The sequence below is a fragment of the Bdellovibrio sp. HCB-110 genome, from assembly GCF_047323225.1.
Taxonomy (GTDB): domain Bacteria; phylum Bdellovibrionota; class Bdellovibrionia; order Bdellovibrionales; family Bdellovibrionaceae; genus Bdellovibrio.
On sequence record NZ_CP178750.1, the window covers coordinates 43,655 to 63,477 of the forward strand.

Annotated in this window: 17 protein-coding genes; 13 read left to right on the forward strand and 4 right to left on the reverse strand. The window is 44.9% G+C overall.

Annotated elements, in window-relative coordinates; genetic code table 11:
* The first annotated feature begins 10 nt into the window (after window positions 1-10).
* The 3 genes from fsa to ACL934_RS00235 all read left to right on the forward strand — a co-directional run bounded on the left by fsa (window position 11) and on the right by ACL934_RS00235 (window position 3,430).
* A complete protein-coding gene (gene fsa / locus ACL934_RS00225) occupies window positions 11-655 on the forward strand; it encodes a fructose-6-phosphate aldolase (protein ID WP_374076612.1) in 645 nt (214 codons plus the stop codon).
* Window positions 655-1,095, forward strand: a complete 441-nt coding sequence (locus ACL934_RS00230) for a hypothetical protein (protein ID WP_374076614.1) — start codon at window positions 655-657, stop codon at window positions 1,093-1,095. The genes fsa and ACL934_RS00230 overlap by 1 nt, the downstream gene beginning before the upstream one ends.
* Window positions 1,096-1,321: 226 nt before the next feature.
* Window positions 1,322-3,430, forward strand: a complete 2,109-nt coding sequence (locus ACL934_RS00235) for a hypothetical protein (RefSeq protein WP_413612876.1) — start codon at window positions 1,322-1,324, stop codon at window positions 3,428-3,430.
* Here ACL934_RS00235 and murD read toward each other — a convergent pair whose 3' ends face one another.
* Window positions 3,431-4,780: a UDP-N-acetylmuramoyl-L-alanine--D-glutamate ligase gene (murD, locus tag ACL934_RS00240; RefSeq protein ID WP_374076618.1), complete on the reverse strand. Its 1,350-nt coding sequence runs from the start codon at window positions 4,778-4,780 to the stop codon at window positions 3,431-3,433. It lies immediately after the preceding gene.
* On the opposite strand from murD, the gene ACL934_RS00245 reads away from it, so the two are divergent.
* The 3 genes from ACL934_RS00245 (at window position 4,762) to ACL934_RS00255 (ending at window position 8,033) form a co-directional block, all read left to right on the forward strand.
* A complete protein-coding gene (locus ACL934_RS00245) occupies window positions 4,762-6,222 on the forward strand; it encodes a metallophosphoesterase (protein WP_374076620.1) in 1,461 nt (486 codons plus the stop codon). The genes murD and ACL934_RS00245 overlap by 19 nt on opposite strands.
* Before the next feature lie 92 nt (window positions 6,223-6,314).
* A complete protein-coding gene (locus ACL934_RS00250; protein ID WP_374076622.1) occupies window positions 6,315-6,509 on the forward strand; it encodes a histone-like protein in 195 nt (64 codons plus the stop codon).
* 156 nt (window positions 6,510-6,665) lie between these two features.
* Window positions 6,666-8,033, forward strand: a complete 1,368-nt coding sequence (locus ACL934_RS00255; RefSeq protein ID WP_374076624.1) for a hypothetical protein — start codon at window positions 6,666-6,668, stop codon at window positions 8,031-8,033.
* Between the two features lie 6 nt (window positions 8,034-8,039).
* On the opposite strand, the gene ligA is transcribed toward ACL934_RS00255, so the two are convergent.
* The gene (ligA, locus tag ACL934_RS00260) at window positions 8,040-10,040 is read right to left on the reverse strand and encodes an NAD-dependent DNA ligase LigA (RefSeq protein WP_374076626.1); all 2,001 of its coding nucleotides are present in this window, start codon (window positions 10,038-10,040) and stop codon (window positions 8,040-8,042) included.
* A 130-nt stretch (window positions 10,041-10,170) separates the two neighbouring features.
* Here ligA and gatC point away from each other — a divergent pair, with 130 nt between their 5' ends.
* The 6 genes from gatC to ACL934_RS00290 all read left to right on the forward strand — a co-directional run bounded on the left by gatC (window position 10,171) and on the right by ACL934_RS00290 (window position 16,188).
* On the forward strand, window positions 10,171-10,452 hold the full coding sequence (gene gatC, locus ACL934_RS00265; protein ID WP_374076628.1) for an Asp-tRNA(Asn)/Glu-tRNA(Gln) amidotransferase subunit GatC: 282 nt from the start codon (window positions 10,171-10,173) through the stop codon (window positions 10,450-10,452).
* 9 nt (window positions 10,453-10,461) lie between these two features.
* Window positions 10,462-11,934: an Asp-tRNA(Asn)/Glu-tRNA(Gln) amidotransferase subunit GatA gene (gene gatA / locus ACL934_RS00270; protein WP_374076630.1), complete on the forward strand. Its 1,473-nt coding sequence runs from the start codon at window positions 10,462-10,464 to the stop codon at window positions 11,932-11,934.
* Window positions 11,924-13,357, forward strand: coding sequence for an Asp-tRNA(Asn)/Glu-tRNA(Gln) amidotransferase subunit GatB (gatB, locus tag ACL934_RS00275; RefSeq protein ID WP_374076632.1), 1,434 nt, complete (start codon window positions 11,924-11,926; stop codon window positions 13,355-13,357). The genes gatA and gatB overlap by 11 nt, the downstream gene beginning before the upstream one ends.
* 1 nt (window position 13,358) lies before the next feature.
* On the forward strand, window positions 13,359-14,267 hold the full coding sequence (locus ACL934_RS00280; RefSeq protein WP_374076633.1) for a Ppx/GppA family phosphatase: 909 nt from the start codon (window positions 13,359-13,361) through the stop codon (window positions 14,265-14,267).
* On the forward strand, window positions 14,236-14,709 hold the full coding sequence (locus ACL934_RS00285; protein ID WP_374076635.1) for a DUF192 domain-containing protein: 474 nt from the start codon (window positions 14,236-14,238) through the stop codon (window positions 14,707-14,709). Before ACL934_RS00280 ends, ACL934_RS00285 begins: the two co-directional genes overlap by 32 nt.
* A 114-nt stretch (window positions 14,710-14,823) precedes the next feature.
* Entirely contained in the window at window positions 14,824-16,188 is a 1,365-nt protein-coding gene (locus ACL934_RS00290; RefSeq protein ID WP_374076636.1) for a LysM peptidoglycan-binding domain-containing protein, read from the forward strand.
* Window positions 16,189-16,264: 76 nt separating this feature from the next.
* Here the strand turns inward: ACL934_RS00290 and ACL934_RS00295 are convergent, their stop codons facing one another.
* Together ACL934_RS00295 and ACL934_RS00300 are read right to left on the reverse strand one after the other, a co-directional pair.
* A complete protein-coding gene (locus ACL934_RS00295) occupies window positions 16,265-16,633 on the reverse strand; it encodes a PilZ domain-containing protein (protein WP_374076638.1) in 369 nt (122 codons plus the stop codon).
* A gap of 273 nt (window positions 16,634-16,906) precedes the next feature.
* A complete protein-coding gene (locus ACL934_RS00300) occupies window positions 16,907-17,686 on the reverse strand; it encodes a murein L,D-transpeptidase catalytic domain family protein (RefSeq protein WP_374076640.1) in 780 nt (259 codons plus the stop codon).
* Window positions 17,687-18,049: 363 nt separating this feature from the next.
* Between ACL934_RS00300 and rho the strand changes: the two genes are divergently transcribed.
* The gene (rho, locus tag ACL934_RS00305; RefSeq protein ID WP_374076641.1) at window positions 18,050-19,774 is read left to right on the forward strand and encodes a transcription termination factor Rho; all 1,725 of its coding nucleotides are present in this window, start codon (window positions 18,050-18,052) and stop codon (window positions 19,772-19,774) included.
* The last annotated feature ends 49 nt before the right edge of the window (window positions 19,775-19,823 follow it).

Consider the following 19,823-nt stretch of genomic DNA (forward strand, 5'->3'; position numbering starts at 1 on the left):
GGGAGTTCCCATGAAGTTTTTCATCGACACAGCGGAAATCGAAGAAATCAGACAAGCCAATCTACGTGGTTGGGTTGATGGTGTTACGACAAACCCTTCTTTGATTGCAAAATCTGGAAAGCCTTTCCACGACGTGATCAAAGAAATCTGTAAAGAAGTTTCTGGACCTGTGTCTGCAGAAGTTATCAGTCTTCAAGCCGAAGAAATGTTCCGCGAAGGAAAGGAACTTGCGAAACTGGCTTCTAACGTTGTGGTGAAAGTTCCAATGTGTGAAGACGGCATGATTGCTGTAAAAAAATTCAAAGCAGAAGGCATTAAGACAAACGTCACGTTGGTCTTCTCGCCAATGCAAGCTTTGCTTGCCGCTAAAGCGGGAGCAACAATGGTTTCTCCATTCGTAGGTCGCCTTGACGACATTGGTGTTGAAGGTATGACGATGGTTGATCAGGTTATTCAAATGTACCAAAACTACGATTTCGAGACTGAAGTCCTAGTCGCTAGTGTGAGAAGCCCAATGCATATTCAAATTGCAGCTGAAATGGGCGCGGATATTGCGACTATTCCATTTAAGGTTATGCAACAAATGACTCACCATCCGTTAACTGACAAAGGTATCAAACAGTTCTTGGATGATTGGAATAAGGCTAAGAAGTAATGAATAAGCTCATTTGGTTTTTTCTCTTAGGTTCAACTCTCCTTTTGTCTAGTTGCAGAACAGGCGGAGTGATCATTCGAGAGACTCCATTGAATGTCAGTGAAACCCGTCGCGCCGTTATGAGTGTGATTGGGGAGCCGCGCTCGATCAGCCAGAACGGGCGCGAAATTGTTTCTCAATTCTACGATAAAAAGAATAAGAATATCGAGAAGATGGACATGGTACGTGAGCGCTATTACACTCACGTCACAGTCCTTGGTGATCGCCGCCCTTATGATGTTCAGGTCGAGGTCCTAGTCGAAGGTCGTAATGAAGATGGCGGTTTTGATCTGCTTGATCGCGATGATGACAGGGCTGGTATTATTGCCGAAAAGATCCGCCAGTCGCTTAACCAAAGTCGCGACAACCGCAACGTTATTGACGACTTCCGCTCCTTCTAATTAACATGAGAATAGTCAGAAATGACTAAGCGGTCTCATAAATGCCAACTGCTTTGTCGCTTCGTCGTCACAGTACGATGTACGGCTTCCTCCTCTCTCCGCGCATTTGACATTTATGAGACCGCTTTTTTAGATGAGGTGAATGTTGCAAGGAATGCGACTTCGACGGGTCTTACCGTTGGCAGTAATAGCGGGATGCTTTTGCTGGTCAAGCCAGTTAGGTGGCTTGAAGTTCATTCCTATTTACGAAGCCCTCACAATTAAAGCGCAAAAAAATTCTCCTCCTCATATCGCCTTTGAAGAAGTTTTAGAATCAGAACGTGTTGCCAATGAGTGGGCGCGTATTGAAAAAATCACGCCAAGAAATTTAGCAGCAGAAAAATCTTCCGCTCCTCTTTATTCACAAAAAGTGGAACTGCCGGAAATGGTTCTAAAAAAGAATGTTGAAAAAGTTGTGGCTGAGGCCACCTATGCTTCCAACCCTCAGCCTTCTAGGGAGCAAAGCGAAGTAGCTGCACAAGATAATTCTTGGATAGATCAGCTTCCGCGATCTCAGGCAGTTCGTTTGCAAGAAGCGCAAAGACGCAGTGAAGTTTTAGCAGAAAACTGGCAAGGTCAAACTTGGTCTGAAATGGCGAAAGATGTTCTTGAAAAATCGGGAGCTCTCACGGCGCCCGCAGCAGCTTCTCCGAATGGAGTTTACGTTGCGGCAACAAGTTCTTCGGGCCAGAAAGGTACAGATCTTCCTCGTCCACAAGTTCGTTATAATCAAGATCAAGATGCCGGTCCTTCTTCAACTCCATCTGGCGGTAATCCCAATTCTTCGTCGGATCAAGGACAAGGGTTTCTTCCATCAAACTCTTTGGTGGAAGAACAAAAATCTTCTGGCACTCGTTCTATTGTAGGTCCTCTTGAAATTACAGGTGGGCTTGCAGTTACAAATGAACATCATATAGAAATTCGTCGTAGCGATGAAGGTATCCTGAAAGAACTCGGTCGCGTGGATTTGCAACAAGGTCTTTATAATATAGATGTCGAGGACACTTCGGGAACCATTGTTGCCCGTCTTGTGAATAAAGATGGCAAGACGTTGGGTGAAGGTTCTTTCCGTTTGAATCGTTTGGTGGCTTCTCAGGCAAAACCTTTACAAGGACCTAAGATTCGCATTGAACCGCATCCTGATTTTGCTGGGATCGTGACGAGCGCTTACAACCCTAAAGCCAACGACGCTGCCCCTCCGCAAACGCGTGTGACTTTTGTTAAAGGTGCAAGCGAAGTAGCCGTTAAAAAAGATGGCTTTGTGGCCATGGACAATGTGACGAAGGGTTCAAGCACGGTGATGCGAGCGGCGGCTCCGAAGCACATGCAAACAGCGGCGATTGTTATTTCAGGACAAGAGTTTAAGTCTCAACTTTATCCGGATTCGATGATTCAAGCTTTACAAGATATCGTCGCGCAACAAAGAACGCAGTCATTTGATGGAGCGCCAACAATTGTTTGGGGTCGAGTCAGTCTTGATGGAAAAAATCTTTCAGGCATTGATGTGGTAGTAGAATCCGATTCTGGATTGCAACCGGTTTACTTCAATCAATTCATGCTTCCGGATCCAAAACTAAAAACGACAAGTGAAAACGGTTTGTTTGCCTTTGTTGGAGTGGACCCAGGATTTCATTCTCTGCTAGCCACAAGATCAGATTCTATTCTTGGTTATCAGAACGTGGTTGTTGAAGAGGGCTCTGTCGCTCAAGGTGACATTGAGTCGACAATTAAAACGGAGGCTGTGCCTTTACGTATTTATGATGCCTTCACGGGTGAAGCTCGGTCGGCTCTCGTGACAATGCAAAGTTTGAATGAAGATTTAGAAGTGAAGGATGGAGTTGCAACAATCAACCTTCCGCACCTAAGCCGCTTGGGAATGATGCGCATTCAACCCGAGGGTGCTGACTATGTTGCTGCTCGATATCTTTACAATGATAGTGATGCGTTTATTCATGCGCCACTCGTACACTGGTCATGGTTGAATTCCATTAAGACATATTTGCGTATTGATGATCCTGCGAGTGCCGGAGTTGTCGTCGGTTTTGTTCCTGATGAAGACTTTGAAGTGTACCTAGCAGCTTATGATACCTTTGAGCCTCGTCATATTGTGTATTTCGATATGCAAGGGCGCATTTTGCAAAACCGCAAAGGAATCGCGGGTGGCGGTTTCATTCTTTACAATGTTCCTGAAGACACTCATGAAGTGGTGGTCGTTGGAAGTCGTACGCAAAAGATTTACTCTCGCGTACTTCCAGTGGATGCGAATTCACTTTCGGTTCTCAGCTTCCGCGAGTAATTAGGCCTTCGCGAATTCTTCGACTTTTTTCTTAAAAAAATTCCCGCGATCTTCGAATGATTTAAATTCATCCAGACTTGTTCCGCCGGGACTTAATAAAACAGTGTCATGAGATTTCACCTTAGAAAATGCATAGGCCAAAGCTTCACCCAGTTTTGCAAAAGAGTTTCCAGGCAATAAAGATTTTTTCTGCGCAATTTCGCGACACTCGCCAAAGAACACAAACTCAACACCGTTGAAATTCTTAAGAGGAATCAAATCCTGCCAAGGCAGATTTTTATCTCGTCCGCCTAAAAGTAAAACCAATTTTCCGGAGTTTTCTAAAGTGTCATAGGCCGCCGTCGCAGCAATAAGAACGCTATCCATCGCCGTGGCTTTACTGTCATTGATAAAACGGACGCCTTTGAAGGAACCCATGTTCTCAAGACGATGCACAAGTCCTTTGAACGACTTCATACCCTCAATGGCTTTTTGTGGCCAACCAGCTGCGAGCGCCAACGAAGAAGCTAAAGCAAGATTGTCTTGATTGTGTTGTCCAATGAGTTGGGCTTTTTCCAATTGAAGGTTTGCGAGAGTGGGATCTTTTTTTGAAACGACCAAAACTTGTTCGTGGTGATTCTTTTTAAAGTACTCAACCAAATCACCACCTTCGCTATTTAAAAACATCGCATTCTTGGTCAATGAAAGGATGTTCCACTTGGTGCGGTAGTAGTGTTCGAGGTTTTCGTAACGCTCAAGATGATTCGATGTGAAATAAGTGATGGCCGAATAATCCAGTTTGAGATTTTCGCAGTTTTCCAATTGGTAGCTGGAAAGTTCTAACACCACCCAATCTGCACGGGACCGTGTCCCCTCAAGAACGTCGGCGGCGTAGGCGGCAAACGGAGTTCCCAAATTTCCGCCAACAAAAGCCGTTGGTGAAAAAGCCTCAAGACCTGCGCCCAAAAGTGAGACGGTTGTACTTTTTCCTACAGACCCAGTGACACCTATGAGTTTTTCCGTCGTCAAACATGAGCAAGCTAAAGATATTTCGCTGGTGATCTTAACACCACTGTCTTTGGCCTTCTGAATCCAAGCCGATGTTAATGGAACGCCGGGAGAAACCACCAAAGTTTTAGGAGCGGCTTTGGCCATAAGAGCCTCGGGGTCATTATAGTCGGCAGACTCCAACTTAACGTCAAATGTGAGGACAGAGCCAGGGGTGAAACCAAAGTGTAGAAGAAGGCGTTTTGCCGCTTCGCCACTTTTTCCCATACCGACAATTGCAATTGGAGTCTTCAGGTTCTTGATAAATTCGTTCATCTGCACGATCATATTCTTGGGAGGCAGATTTGCCCACTTCTTTTTCACACTCTTTTCCTGATTTTAAAACCGCTTCGCACACGGCGATCATTAGTGATTTGCATTTAACAGAAGCAGAGCCGGTGCGTTTGCGTTTCCCTTTGTGGAAAAAGTTTAAGACTCGACAATTCTTTTTTGATGATGTCTTTGAAACTTTCTTAAAGCATATCGAAGAAAAATCTCAAGGGGCTCCGGTGGAGCTGGTTTTGAACGGCGACATTTTTGATTTTGACAGTGTGTTGCGCCTTCCCGATGAACCCGTGTTTCATGTCGGTTGGCTAGAGCGTCACCGCGGACTTTATCCCCGTGAGGAGCGCTCCCGATTTAAAATTGAAGTGATTTTAAAAGACCATGTGGAGTTTGTTCGGGCTTTAAGAGAATTTATTCTGCGAGGCAATCGCGCCGTTTTTGTTATGGGTAACCATGACCTCGAACTGCATTTTCCCGAAGTGCAGGAAGAAATCTATCGCCACTTAAACTTGCCAGAACACAAGCGCCATGAAGTGCGTTTCGTAGAATGGTTTTACATCAGCAATCAAGACACATTGATCGAACACGGAAATCAATACGATCCGTATTGTATGTGTGAAGATCCCATCAATCCATTTGTGCACGGTTATAATTTCGTCTCTTTGAAGTTGCCATTTGGAAATCTCGCATGTCGCTACATCATGAACGGTATGGGTTTTTTCAATCCTCATGTCGACACGAACTACATTATGACTTTGCCAGAGTACATTCGCTTCTTCTTTAAGTACGTAGCGAAGGCTCAGCCGGGATTGGTTTTCACTTGGTTCTGGGGTGCTGTAATGACCCTTCTTCATTCCTTTTTTGATCGTCTTGCGGCGCCCATTCGAAATCCTTTAAAGATCGAAGATCGAGTTTCTTTTATCGCGGAAAAATCCAATGCCGAACCTCGCATGGTGCGGGAGCTTAAGGAACTTTTTGTGGCCCCAGCAGCGAGCAATCCGTTTTTGTTAGCCCGAGAGCTGTGGTTGGATCGCGCCTTCATCATCTTCATCGCGTTCTTTTTGATTTTCCAACTGATGGTTTTTGTTCGCTCGGTCTATGAGATTTCGTTTTTTTGGGCGTTCATTCCTCTGTTCTTGTTGCTGCCATTCTTCCTTTTCTACAGTAAATCGGTGACATCCCTGGTTTCTGGATACAAAGAACCCGATGAACGAGTGCTCGCTATGGCGAGTGCAATTACAAAAGCGCAGCGCATTGTCTTTGGTCACACTCACCACACGCGCCATGAAATTATCGGGTCCGTTGAACACTTAAACAGTGGGTGTTGGTCCCCAGCTTTTCTAGATGTTGAGTGTACTAAACCCTTGGATCAAAAAACTTTTGTGTGGATTTCTCCGGCAGAAACGGGATCGCGACAGGCGGAACTCTTCCGGTTTGCCGATGGAAAGTCAGAACTTTTGACAAATCCTGGGCGCGCTTAGAATTAGTGCGCCGCAAGAAGATTTCATATTGTCAATTTCTAGACCCTATGCAAACCTTTTATTGGTAAACACATGGATGGAGAGGTTTAATCATGGCAGACGTACTTGTAGTGACAAGCAAAGTGAAAAAACTCATCAAGGAAAAAGGTCAAATGAACACTTCTGCTGAGACAATTGATGTTCTTAGCAAAGCTATCGAGCAACTTTGCTTGAAGGGTGTTGAGAGTGCGAAAGCTGATGGTCGTAAGACTGTTATGGCTCGCGACATCGTGATCGATCACCTTTAATTGATAGTTTCACCATAAGCTAAAAATTTAAACCCACAGTCGAAGAGACTGTGGGTTTTTTAGTTTTAGGCTCCTACCCAGACTAAAGTCTGGTGTCTTAAGTTAAGCCACACAAATGCCGATATTTGATACGGATTCATAAAAAAGGAAATCTTTATGAAGGCATTGGTTTTACTTTTTGTGCTGCTAAATATCTGTGCGTTTCAAGCAAACGCCGATGGGGCCCTCTATAAACTCACGGATAAGATCACCTTATCTTATGAAGAGTTTCGTGCGCTCACGCCAGAAAACCAAGAGGCTTGGATTCGTGAACTCAGAGCTTTTAATCACAATATTGAAATGATTGAAAGTGGTGAGCGTATTAGCGCAAAACCACCGAAGTTCGTTTCTATTTTTCCTTGGATGATGGAGCGCCTGCAAAATTCCACAGGTATTTGCACGACAATACAGTTTTTGACTCAGTCGACACCAGCGCAAGCTGCGGATGAAAAATGTCAGGTAAGAAATTACGCGAACCCTTCGCGCATTTGTATTTATTGTCCTGGCGACGCCGTCAGTGGCGTGAATGTATGTTCTAGCAACCCTTACAAAAGTTCTTCTGAAGTCACTCAGGATCTGATGAAGGCATTTGAAAACAAAGATTACCGTGGGGCTCGTGTTGGCATTGATCCGAAAAAATTAGAAGAGCACGTGAAACAAGTGCAAGACGAAGGCGGCGCTTTGGAGTTTGCAACTCCGGTCATCCGCAGAGACACCGTTGTTAAAAAAATCGTAACACCATCCTCGTCACAACCTGTTGTGGTTGAACTCGGTCCTGATGCTCGAGTTGAAAAACCATCTAAAGCGGGCCCGCTGACAACAGTGGAAAGACGTGACTCCACGGGTGCAGTTCTTGAGCGTGCTTCGAATGATCGTCGGATTGAAGACTACAAACTTAAAGAACTGGGTGATACGGGCGGCATTAAGAGTAACGACAATCTCGATGTCGACGAAGTGACTTCAAGCGGTCGCCTCGCATGTATTTACGCCGGTTGGGCGTTGCAAGGTCAAAACTGCAGTCCGGTTTCTGAAAAAGAAATCTTTGATGCTTCAGGAAAGAAAGTCGTCTATTCGTGCAAAGAGAATAGCAAAGAAGGCGCTGTCAAAGGCGACACACAAGATGGAAAAGCCACGGTGTTGTGCAATCCTGTGATTTTCGGTTTGCTTAATGGAAAACCTGTTTGTACAGTTCGCGCGAAAAATGCGACGGAAGAGTGTGCAAAAAAAGCTCCTCCTGCAAAAGACGCCTTGGAATTCGCACGCAACAACCCGCACTCTTATCGTGCGTTGGTTCGTCGTGTAGATACTCTTTGTCAGCAAGATGAAAGCTCACTGCGCAAACACTTTGAAAAAAGAGGTTACGCCAGCAAGCGAGTTGATCACAGCATCAAGGATTTGGGCACAACATGCTCTCACTTGCGCGGCCGAATGGCGGAGTTAGTTCAAGCTAATAAAGACACGGCTCCAAGAGCCGGAGTCCGTTAATCTTTTCTAAATCATTTTTTGCAAATCATCCCAAGAGATGACTGTCACACCGAGGCTTTGAGCTTTTTCAAGCTTAGAGCCCGGGTCGTCACCGACCACAAGATAATTTAGTTTTGAAGAAACCGAACCCAGAATCTTTCCGCCATTTTTTTCAATGAAGTCTTTGGCGTCATCGCGTTTCACAGGCAAGGTGCCGGTGATAAGGAAACTCATTCCTGAAAGCTTTCCCTCTTGAGAGCGCACCGGATTTGCAATTTGCACTCCCAGCTTTTGCATTTCATGAACTTCTTTAACGAGTTCTTTGTTGGATGTCCACGCCACGATGGCTTTGGCAACTTTCGGACCGATCTCAGGAACGATGAGCAAATCCTCTTCGCTGGCTTTGATAAAGTTCTCAACCGTGAGGAAGTGATCCGCAAGATGTTTCGCGGTTTGTTCACCTACGAAGCGAATTCCCAAAGCAAAGATAAAACGAGCCAGGGTTGGATGTTTGCTGTTATCGATACTTTTAATAACGTTTTCAGCAGACTTGTCCCCTTGTCGTTCAAGCTTAAGGATGTCTTCTTTCGTAATGCGATAGAAGTCCGAAAAACGGGAAAGCAATTTATTATCAACAAGCGTCTCAATCAAACGATCACCGACCTTGTCGATGTTCATCGCACGACGAGCTACAAAGTGCTTCAAAGATTCTTTCACCATTGCGATACAAAGTGGGTTTACACATCGAGTGACAACCTCACCTTCCATTTTTTGCACAGGTGAATCACAGGCCGGACAATGAGTAGGCATTTCAAAAGGCTTGCTGTTCTTGGGTCTTTTTTCCGCAATAACAGAAACCACTTCCGGAATAACATCACCAGCGCGTTGAATAATGACCGTGTCACCGACACGTACGTCTTTGCGATTGATTTCATCTTGATTGTGAAGAGTGGCATTGGTCACGGTCACACCGCCCACTTTTACAGGCGTCATGATCGCAACCGGAGTTAAAGCCCCTGTTCGTCCGACTTGAATGACGATATTTTCGATCACTGTTTGCGCTTGTTCGGGCTTGAACTTCGCGGCCGTTGCCCAGCGTGGGCTTCTTGCAACTAATCCCAAGTCATCTTGCAAGCGCAGAGAATTTACCTTGATAACAACGCCGTCGATATCAAACGGAAGATTTGGGCGAATCTTTTCGACTTCATAATAATAATCCACGACCGCCAAAGGACCTTCACAAACTTTTACCAGATCAAATTCCTCGTTATTGCGAAGAGAAGGAATTCCCACTGTCGCAAAATAATCTTCGATTTCTTGCTGGGTTTTAAATTCGACACCTTCAACAGCACCCAATGCATAAGCATAAAAACGCAAAGGACGAGACGCCGTGATCTTAGGATCAAGCTGTCTGACTGAGCCCGCGGCTGCATTTCTGGGATTTGCAAAAGTTTGCTGTCCACTTTCTTGTTGGGCCTCATTGAGTTTTGCAAAGTCCTGCTTAAACATTAAAACTTCGCCACGAACTTCTAAAAGAGGAGGCGGGTTTTTAATTGAAAGCTTTAGTGGAATGCTTTTGATAGTCCGGATACCTTGGGTGACATCTTCGCCGACAGTTCCATCTCCACGAGTGAGAGCTCTTACAAAAAGCCCGTTTTCATAAATAAGCTCCATGGAAAGTCCGTCAAATTTAGGCTCGCAAAGGTATTGAATATCTTTATCCGTACTCAAAAACTTCTTAACGCGTTCATCAAAATCCGTAATGTCCTCGGGAGAATAGCTATTCGCCAAAGAAAGCATCGGAAGGCGATGGGAGGCCTTTTCAAAAGCAGCCAAGGGAGCCGCGCCAACCCTTTGTGTGGGAGAGTCCGAAAGGTTCAGGCCTTTTTCCGTTTTTTCAATCTGACGAAGCTCTTCAAAAAGCTGATCGTATTCGAAATCTGTAATCGTGGGGCGATCAATAACGTGATAGCTATAGTCGTGTTCAGAGATAATTTTTTTGAGCTCTTCGTGGCGCTTTTTAGACATGGGAAGAATCTATCACTGCTCTGCTCAGATGGAAAAGGTCTAGTCGATATAGGATGCGACGCCCAAAGCGTGACGAGGGGTTCTATTGTTGTGTATTTTTAAATCTTCAATTTCCGCGAAGGAGATCCCTGTGATTGATAAAAGAACCATCGAGCACATAGCCAAGCTCGCTCGCCTCCACGTGACCGAAGAAGAAGCTCAAGAGTACAGTGCCCAGTTGGCCAAGGCCCTCAATCACTTCGAACAAATCTCCAAAATAAATACCGCTGGCGTTGAGCCTCTCGTAACTCCGACTGAAATAGAAGCTTATTGGCGTGAAGATGTTGTAAAACAGGAGTTTTCTGCGGAGGAAATGACCTCCAATGCTCCAGCGAAAGCGGGCAACCTCTTTAAAGTTCCACCGGTTGTGTAAGGATCAAAAATGGATTTAACATTTGCCTCCATTACTGAAATTGCCGAAGCCGTTAAAACCAAGAATGTCAGTGCTAAAGAAGTCACGCAACACTTTCAAAAGCGCATTGAGTCCTTAGATGGAAAATTAAACTCGTTTACTTCTAAAAATGAACAAGCCGTGAAAGAAGCAGAGTTCATTGATGCACGGATCGCCAAAGGCGAGGACGTGGGTATTCTTGCGGGCGTTCCTTTTGGAATCAAAGAGATGTTTTGCACAAAAGGCCTTAAGACTACGGCCGGATCGAAAATTTTAGAAAACTTTGTTCCACCCTATGATGCGACAGCCGTTGCGAGGCTGAAAAAAGCGGGCATCGTGGTTTTAGGAAAACTAAATCAAGATGAATTCGCCATGGGTTCCTCGAATGAAACATCCTTTCATGGCGTTGTGAAAAATCCTTGGAATTTGGACCGTGTTCCTGGTGGATCTTCTGGTGGCTCGGCGGCCGCTCAAGCCGCGCGCTTGGTTGCAGGAACTTTGGGAACAGACACTGGGGGCTCTATTCGCCAACCAGCAAGCTTTTGCGGGATCGTGGGTGTGAAACCGACTTACGGTCGCATCAGTCGTTATGGGATTATCGCTTATGCCTCTTCTTTAGATCAAGCGGGCCCCATGGTGAGCACCGTCAAAGACGCGGCTCTTACTTTGGAAGTTATGTCTGGTTTTGACGAACTCGATTCAACAACAACACAGAAAAAAGTTCCGACATGGAGCCAAAATCTAAAAGCGGATGTTAAAGGAATGAAAATCGGTCTAATGAAAGAGTACATGACCGGAAGTCTTCATCCTGACGTGCAAAAGACTGTGGAAAACTCTGTTGATACCTTGAAAAAAATGGGCGCAGAAATTATCGAAGTATCTGTGCCTATGACGGAGTTCGCAGTTCCCGTTTATTATCTTGTTGCCGCCAGTGAAGCCTCTTCGAATCTTGCACGTTACGACGGTGTGAAATACGGCTTTAGAGCAGACTTTAAAAATCTCTCTGCCATTGATCTTGAAGAGTTCTACGGAAAAACTCGCGGCCTTGGTTTTGGTAGCGAGGTCAAACGTCGTATCATGCTTGGAACATACTGTCTTTCCAGCGGCTACTATGATGCCTATTATAATAAAGCGGGCCAAGTTCGTCGTTTGATTACAAATCAATATCTTGAAGCCTTTAAAAAATGTGACGTGATCTTAAGCCCTGTGACGACGGCTCCGGCATTTAAAATCAATGAGCGTATTTCTGATCCTCTCGCGATGTATATGAATGATATTTTCACGACATCCACAAACTTGGCAGGCCTGCCAGGTATGAGTGTGCCGTTTGGTTTATCTCAAGATGGTTTGCCGATTGGAATTCAGCTCACGGCAAGTCACTTTGAAGAGCAAAAAATGTTGGACGTGGCTTACGCTCTTGAAGGTGCTTCTCCTGTGAAAGGAAAAAATCCCCATGTCGTATAGAGGTTTTGAAGCGGTCATTGGTATTGAAATTCACGTGCAGCTAAGTACGGCGACAAAAATTTTCTGCGCAGACTCTACGGAGTTCAATGCAGGTGACAATGAAAATACATCGCCGGTCAGCGTGGGAATGCCTGGAACTTTACCTGTTCTAAATAGGAAGGCTGTGGAGTTTTCCATCAAAACAGGATTGGCGTTGGGATGTGATATTCGTCGTAAGTCTATCTTTGCCAGAAAAAATTATTTCTATCCGGATCTCCCCAAGGGCTATCAGATTTCCCAATACGACCAGCCCATTTGTGAAAATGGAAAAGTTTCTTTTAAAGTAGATGGTGTTGAAAAAACGGTTTCTATCACGCGCGCACACATGGAAGAGGATGCGGGGAAATCCATCCATCATGGCGACCACACTTTAATTAACTACAATCGTTCAGGGATTCCTCTTCTAGAAATCGTCTCTGGTCCCGATATCCGCAGCCCTGCAGAGGCTGCCGAATATGGAAGAACCATTCGTCAAATCGTGCGTTACTTGGATGTCTGCGACGGAAACCTAGAAGAAGGTTCCTTGCGCTGCGACTGTAACGTTTCTGTGCGCAAAGTGGGCGCGCCACAATTTGGAACGAAAGTTGAAATCAAAAATATCAATTCATTTCGATTCGTGGAAAAAGCCATTGAGTACGAAATCGAACGTCAAATTGATGCCGTTGAAAGAAATGAAAAGATCATTCAGGAAACACGCTTGTGGGATCCGGATAAAAACCGCACTTTCTCGATGCGCACGAAAGAAGATGCTCAAGACTACCGGTACTTCCCTGATCCAGATCTTTTACCTGTAATCGTCAGCGAAGCGATGATTGAAAAATACAAAAAAGAACTTCCAGAGCTTCCGATTACTCGCGCAAAGCGCTTTCAAGAAGAACATGCGTTGCCAGAACATGATGCTCACGTGCTTACGACAGAAAAATCTTTAGCGGATTTCTATGAAGCCACAGCGACAGAGTCTAAAAATTTCAAATCCTCTTCCAACTGGATTATGACGGAACTCTTAAGAGAATTAAACTCTGCAAATAAAGATATTAAAGATTCTCCGATCAAGCCTGAACAACTTGGACGTATGATCGTGATGATCGACAAAGGGACTATCTCTGGCAAGATCGCGAAAACGGTTTTTCAAGAAATGTGGCAATCAGGTAAAGACCCTGAAGTCGTCGTGAAAGAAAAAGGCCTTGTACAGTTGTCAGATCCGGCGGCTATTGAAAAAATCATCGATGAAGTTTTGGCAGCCAATGCACCAGCCGTGGACGATCATAAAACAGGTAAAAAGAAAAATCTGTTTGGATTCTTTGTCGGCGCGGTGATGAAGGCTTCCAAAGGTCAGGCGAATCCAGAACTGGTGAATAAAATTCTTCAAGAGAAATTAAAGTAATATGAAAGTTGCAGCCCTTGATTTAGGTACGAATACATTTTTATGTCTTATTGCCGAAGGATCGGAAAAAGGCATTACGAAAGTTTATAAAGATTTAGCGCAAGTAGTCCGCCTCGGGCAAGGTGTCGACAAAACGGGAGAGTTTCATCCCGACGCTCTGACAAGGGCCCGCCAATGCCTTACAGAATTTAAAAAAGAGATTGATGCGCACAAAGTAGATCGCATCCTGGCAATGGCGACTTCCGCCGCCCGCGATGCAAAAAACGGAAAAGAATTATTTAAGATCGGTGAAGATTTAGGGATTCCCATAGAGATCATTCCCGGCGAGGACGAAGCTCGCATCACTTATCAAGGAGCGACCGCGGGAGCCACGGATGACCAAAAAACCTCTTTGGTTGTCGATGTCGGCGGTGGTTCCACAGAACTTATTTCAGGCCGAGGTTCAAAAATTCTTTTCGGTGAAAGTTTGAACATCGGTGGCGTGCGTTTGACGGAAAAGTTCATCAGCACTCAACCTGTGCCCCAAAATGAAAGACAAAACCTTCAAAAGTACATTCAGGAGCAACTCAAGACAGTGCTTCCGGAACTACAAAAAGAAAAGATAGATCAAATTATTGCAGTCGCGGGAACTCCCACATCATTAGTGGCTATTGAAGTCGGCGGCTATGATGAAAAAAAGGTGGATGGTTTCTTTTTGAAAAAAGAACGTCTGGCGTATTGGGTTGATGAGTTTGCAAATACAACTGTTGAAGAAAAGAAAACAAAATATCAACTGGGCGGAAGAGCGGATATCATTTATGCGGGAGCTTCTATTTTACTCGCGGTGATTGAGGCGCTAAACTTACCAGGAATGATCGTGTCTACAAAAGGAGTCCGTTATGGCGTCGCTCTTGAGATGCTCCAAAAATAAATTCTTAGCCCTTCTCACTCTGGCCGCCATTTTCCAAATTCTCTTTTCTAGTGCGGCGATGGCGACAGAATTTAAAAAGAAGAAGATCACGTTGGGTACTAAGACCTTGGTCGTAGAAATTGCCGAAACTCCGGACCAGCATGAACGTGGACTTATGTTCAGAGACAAAATGGGACCAGATGAAGGAATGCTCTTTATATTTAAGAATGAAGAGACGAGATTCTTCTGGATGAAGAACACATTAATAGATCTCTCCATCGGCTACTTTGATAAGAACGGGACCTTGATCGATGTTCAGGAAATGGTCTCTGGTAAAGGCGTTCCGGATCCTCAACTTCCTTCTTATGCGAGTGCCAAGCCGGCAAAATATGCGCTAGAGATGAATAAAGGCTGGTTTGACAAAAACAAAGTTAAAATTGGCACCAAGCTCAAGATTAAGTAGACCGAAAGTCCAGTGGTTTGATTAATATTTGCAAGCCTTCTATCTTGTGCTTTAAATTGTTAATAACGCTTAACTGAAACAGTATGTTTCATAGCATCACTCAAGGATGAACACATGATGAAAAAACTCGTAGTCTTACTAGCGTGCTTAGGTCTGGCTTTCCAGCTAACAAGCTGTACGTCTAAAGATAGTCAAGCGGACTCTGAAGTAGCGGCTGATTATGATTCTGCTGATCTCGAAAAACTTGAAGGCGACGAAGCTCTTGAAATCGCTGGAGATGATTCTTTAGCAAGTGATCAACTTCCTGAAGATGCGTTGGGTGAAACTACAACGACAACAGAAACAACGACGACGACTGCGGAATCCACAGTTGGTGACGAACAAGCTACTACTGAAAAAACAGATGTCGCGACAAGCACAGAAACTTTGCCAGCAGATCCATTTGCTGAAGCAACAGATGTGCCGCCACCTCCTGCTGAATCCACAACAGTCGTTGATACAGCGATCTCTACAACTCCTGACACAACGACAATGGTTGAAAGCTCTACGAAAACAGAGACTTCAACAACAGTTGTTGATAGTTCTTCAGAAGAAGCTCCAAAGAAAGCCAGTGTTCCTTTGCAAAAAGTGGCGACGGCTCCTTGGAAGGTTGGAAAAACTTGGTACAACACGGTTTACTTCGCTCGCCCGGGTGATTCTCTTGCAAGCATCAGCCAGATGATTTACGGCGCGGATAAAACGAAAGAGTTGAAAAAAGGAAATCCAACACTGGCATCTCGCGATGTTCGTCCTGGAGACAAAGTTTATTACAACTCTCCTCATCGCATGGATGATTCTTCAAAAGTCATCACTTACTACGAAGACAATGGCATGGCTCCTGAAACTTACGTAGCGAAGTCTGGCGACAACATCAGAAAAATCTCTAAAGATCTTTTGGGTTATGACAATGCTTGGAAAGAAGTATGGTCAAGCAACTCTGTAGACTCTAAAGGTAATATTGCTGAAGGTACGGAACTTCGTTACTGGAGAGGCGGCGCAGTGGCTGCGGCTCCTCAAGTTCCTCACCAAGAGGTAGCGAGCTCAATGCCAGCTCCTCCTCCGCAAGAACCTCAAGCTCCTGCATTGCCTCCACCAGAGGAAATGCCACCGCAACAAGCTCAAGGCGAAATTCCGCCTCCTCCAATGCCAGAGCAACCGCCGGCAATGGAAATGGCTCCGCCTCCGCCACCTCCGCAAGATCTTGCTCAAGAGCAAATGGCACCTCCACCTCCTCCACCAGTTGAGGCTGTGAATCCGCCAGCTCCACAGCAACAAATTGCTGAAGAAGCGCCGACAGGAATGGATAACGACACGACAATGGCTTTGGCTGTTGTGGGTCTAGCGGCAGCAGGTTTGGCAGTTCTTATTGTGATGAGAAAGAAGAGAAAACAAAAAGAGCTTGAACAACAAGCTATGGATAACACTCACGTCGGAACTTAATCCGAAACAACCAGTGAGTAAAAAAAGAAAAGAGCGAGTAAAAACTCGCTCTTTTTATTTTCGGCCGAACTTTTTTCTAGCCTACTTTTTTGAAGATGGTGTCCATCACAGACCTGCGATCTTCTCGACTGTTCTCGACAAAATAAATCAAGTCGTCGACGATTTGCACGTCTCTATTATTCACAGGCATGAATTTCACTCCACAGCCTACTGAATTTGTCCAGATCACATGAGCTGCTACTTTGCGCTCGCGACCTGCGACGACGAATACTAGGTTTAACTTTTCGTTGGCTCGTACATCCCCACCCATAAATTCCAGAAAGGCGCCCGTGATGCTGATATTTTTAAGCGTGCCTCTGGTTTGCTCGCGCGCGTAATTGCGCTTGAACGAAACCTCTAGGTTAAGAGGGGTTCTTGGTGCCGGAACATTAACTGTGTCCTCCACGTTAGACTCCTTGTGCTTAATATGCGGATACTATCCTTTCGGTATTACTTACGAAAAATTAATAGGTAGTCGGGGTCATTTTTATTAAATAAGAGCAAATTCTCGTAAAACTAGACTAAGCCCGACTCACATTTAAACACTTGAAAGGGTTCCCTTTTTTTAAAACACTATTCATGTTCTAGGAGGAGACATGCGTCCATTCCCGGACGATAGGCAGAACATTTTGAGCTCTCTAGGAGAGCCCCTAAAATGTATCAAATTGAGACAATGTGATTACTTTTGACTGAGAGTAACTTCTTTTCCAGAGAGAGCTTCATCCATCAACGTCGGATGATAATGCATGATCAAACTTCCACCCTTAAGTAGAGGAATGATTTTTTCGGCAATCGCGAGTGAAACTGCAGGGCAGCCCCAGCTGACACCTAGACGCCCATATTTTTGTCCGGTTCTTTCGTTAGTGGAGTTGATGAAATCTTCTCCGACATACCAAGCCCCATGAAGAACGATGTCACGATTGAAGGCTTCATCATTTGAACCCTGAAGTCCGTACATTCTAAGAGTATTGCCGTAGTGACCTTGATAAACTTCTCCAGTTAAGTACATTCCCAAAGACGTTTGTTTTGAGTCTTTGATGTTACTAAATTTCGTCGGCACATCACCTTTACCACTGCCAAGACCGTGAGAGACATAGTATTTATTCACGTCGCCTGACTTTAAATTGATCAAATAGAAACGGCGTTGTGAAGAAGGAGAACCAAAATCGACGATCGCCACATAAGTGGGAGAATTCAAAGTCACTGTTCGGTTGGAGCGACGGCGTTTTTCTTCTTCGCAAGGTCTGATGCTGTCAGCGTCGCGCCCCTCACAAGAGTAGGTGTCTTGATTGAACGAGCGTCCTTGAAACTCATCCATATACTTCACAAGTTTTTCGTAAGCTTTTTGGGGAACTCCCTGACTTAAAATCTTTTTTGTAACGGAGGCAGAGGGGGCTGCAGAAGCGTTCAACGAACTGAAAACCACCAACGCGCTTGTGATTGCTCGAACAAAATTCATAGGGTCTCCCTGAAACATTAAAACTTTATAAGGGAATTTAATGCGCGGGAAAACTGTTAGGAATTTATACAGGGAAAAAACTCAAGGCTGTCGGAATTTTAGATAGTCTCTTATTCAATAAGAGAAGTTTCTTGGTTTTCCGGGGTTTTTTGAGCCTTTGAAATCATGTGTAATTTCTATAATTTAGAAGCATTACAAAAATAATTAAGGTTCTGAATATTCTCGCAAAAGATTTTCGGTTGACAGAATTAGCCTCTTCGCTGAAAGTTAGGGCAAGCAAAACAGTTTAGTTCCAATCGGATCAAACTTCTTAATCTATTAAGATCCTCTTTTTCTTTATTTAATCCTACAAGGAGAATTTGTTTGTCTGAGCCCAAAGATTCACAAGGCGTTGAAGTCGTTAAAAAGCGCACTCGTTCGAAGTCCGCTGAAGAAACACCCGCTGAGTCTGCACCACAAGCCGCACCAGCCCCTGCGCCGGTAGCCGCTGAACCTCCTCCTGCAGCTCCAACTTCTGAAGCTTCCGCTTCCGCCCCCGCTCCACAACAAGAACAACAACAAAGACAAGATCGTCCCCAACATCAACAACGTCGCGAGTTCCGTCCGAACAATCGCGATAACAGGGACAATCGTGGCGATCGTGGCGGTGGTGGACATCGTCATGACAGAAACAACAATCCACGCCGTGATTTCCGCAGTGATCGCGGGGATCGTGGTGACAGACACCGTGATGAAGGTCAACCTGTAGGTGAGGATTCTCACTCAACTCCACCAGCGCAAACTCAAGAAGTGGATTTGGCTGACATTCAGTTAACCGATGAAGAGAAAACTTGGTTGTCTTCAAAGGACTTGAAGTCAAAAAACATCACACAGCTCACTGAGCTTGCGACAAAACTAAAAATCGAAAATGCGGCAGGTCTTCGTCGTCAAGATATGATCTTCGAAATCTTGAAGCGTGCTGCGAAATTGGGACAAGATATTTACGGTTCTGGTGTTCTTGAAATCTTGCCTGATGGTTACGGTTTCTTGCGTTCGCCGGATTACAACTATCTTCCAGGTCCGGATGATATCTACGTCAGCCCATCACAAATCCGTCGTTTTGGTTTGAGAACAGGTGACACTGTTACGGGAACAGTTCGTCCGCCAAAAGATGGCGAGCGCTACTTTGCACTTTTGAAAGTTGATTCTCTGAATTTCGAGACGACTGAAAAAGGTAAAGATAAAATCCTTTTCGACAACTTAACGCCGCTTTACCCAAATGAAAGACTTAAACTTGAGCACAGCCCTGGTGAGTACACAACACGCGTTGTGGACTTGATGGCTCCTCTTGGAAAAGGTCAGCGTGCTTTGATCGTTGCTCCGCCAAGAACTGGTAAAACAGTTTTGATGCAACAAATTGCCAATGCAATTACTAACAATCACCCTGAAGTGAAGTTGATCGTTCTTTTGATCGATGAACGTCCGGAAGAGGTGACTGACATGCAACGTACTGTAAAAGGTGAAGTTGTATCGTCAACATTCGATGAGCCACCAACTCGTCACGTTCAAGTGGCAGAGATGGTTATCGAAAAAGCAAAACGTTTGGTTGAGCACAAACACGACGTGGTGATCTTGTTAGATTCCATCACTCGTTTGGCCCGCGCTTACAACACGGTTGTTCCTCCTTCTGGAAAAATCTTGTCGGGTGGTGTGGATTCCAATGCCCTTCACAAACCAAAACGTTTCTTCGGTGCTGCTCGTAACATCGAAGAGGGTGGATCTTTGACAATCATCGCAACAGCGTTGATCGACACAGGTTCTCGTATGGATGAGGTTATCTTCGAGGAATTTAAAGGTACTGGTAATGCCGAGATCCACTTGGATCGTAAGCTTATGGAAAAACGTATCTTCCCTTGCATGGACATCAACAAATCAGGAACTCGTAAAGAGGACTTGCTAGTTGAAAAAGCGGACCTCAACCGTTTGTGGATCTTGAGAAAAGTTTTAGCTCCAATGAATCCCGTCGACGCCATGGAATTCCTGCTCGACAAAGTTGGAAACACAAAAACAAATCTCGACTTCCTGAAAGCCATGTCCGGCCCAGGCTAAAGGTGCCTGCTTCTTTTTTCTGGCTACACTGCAAAAGGGAGTCTTATGA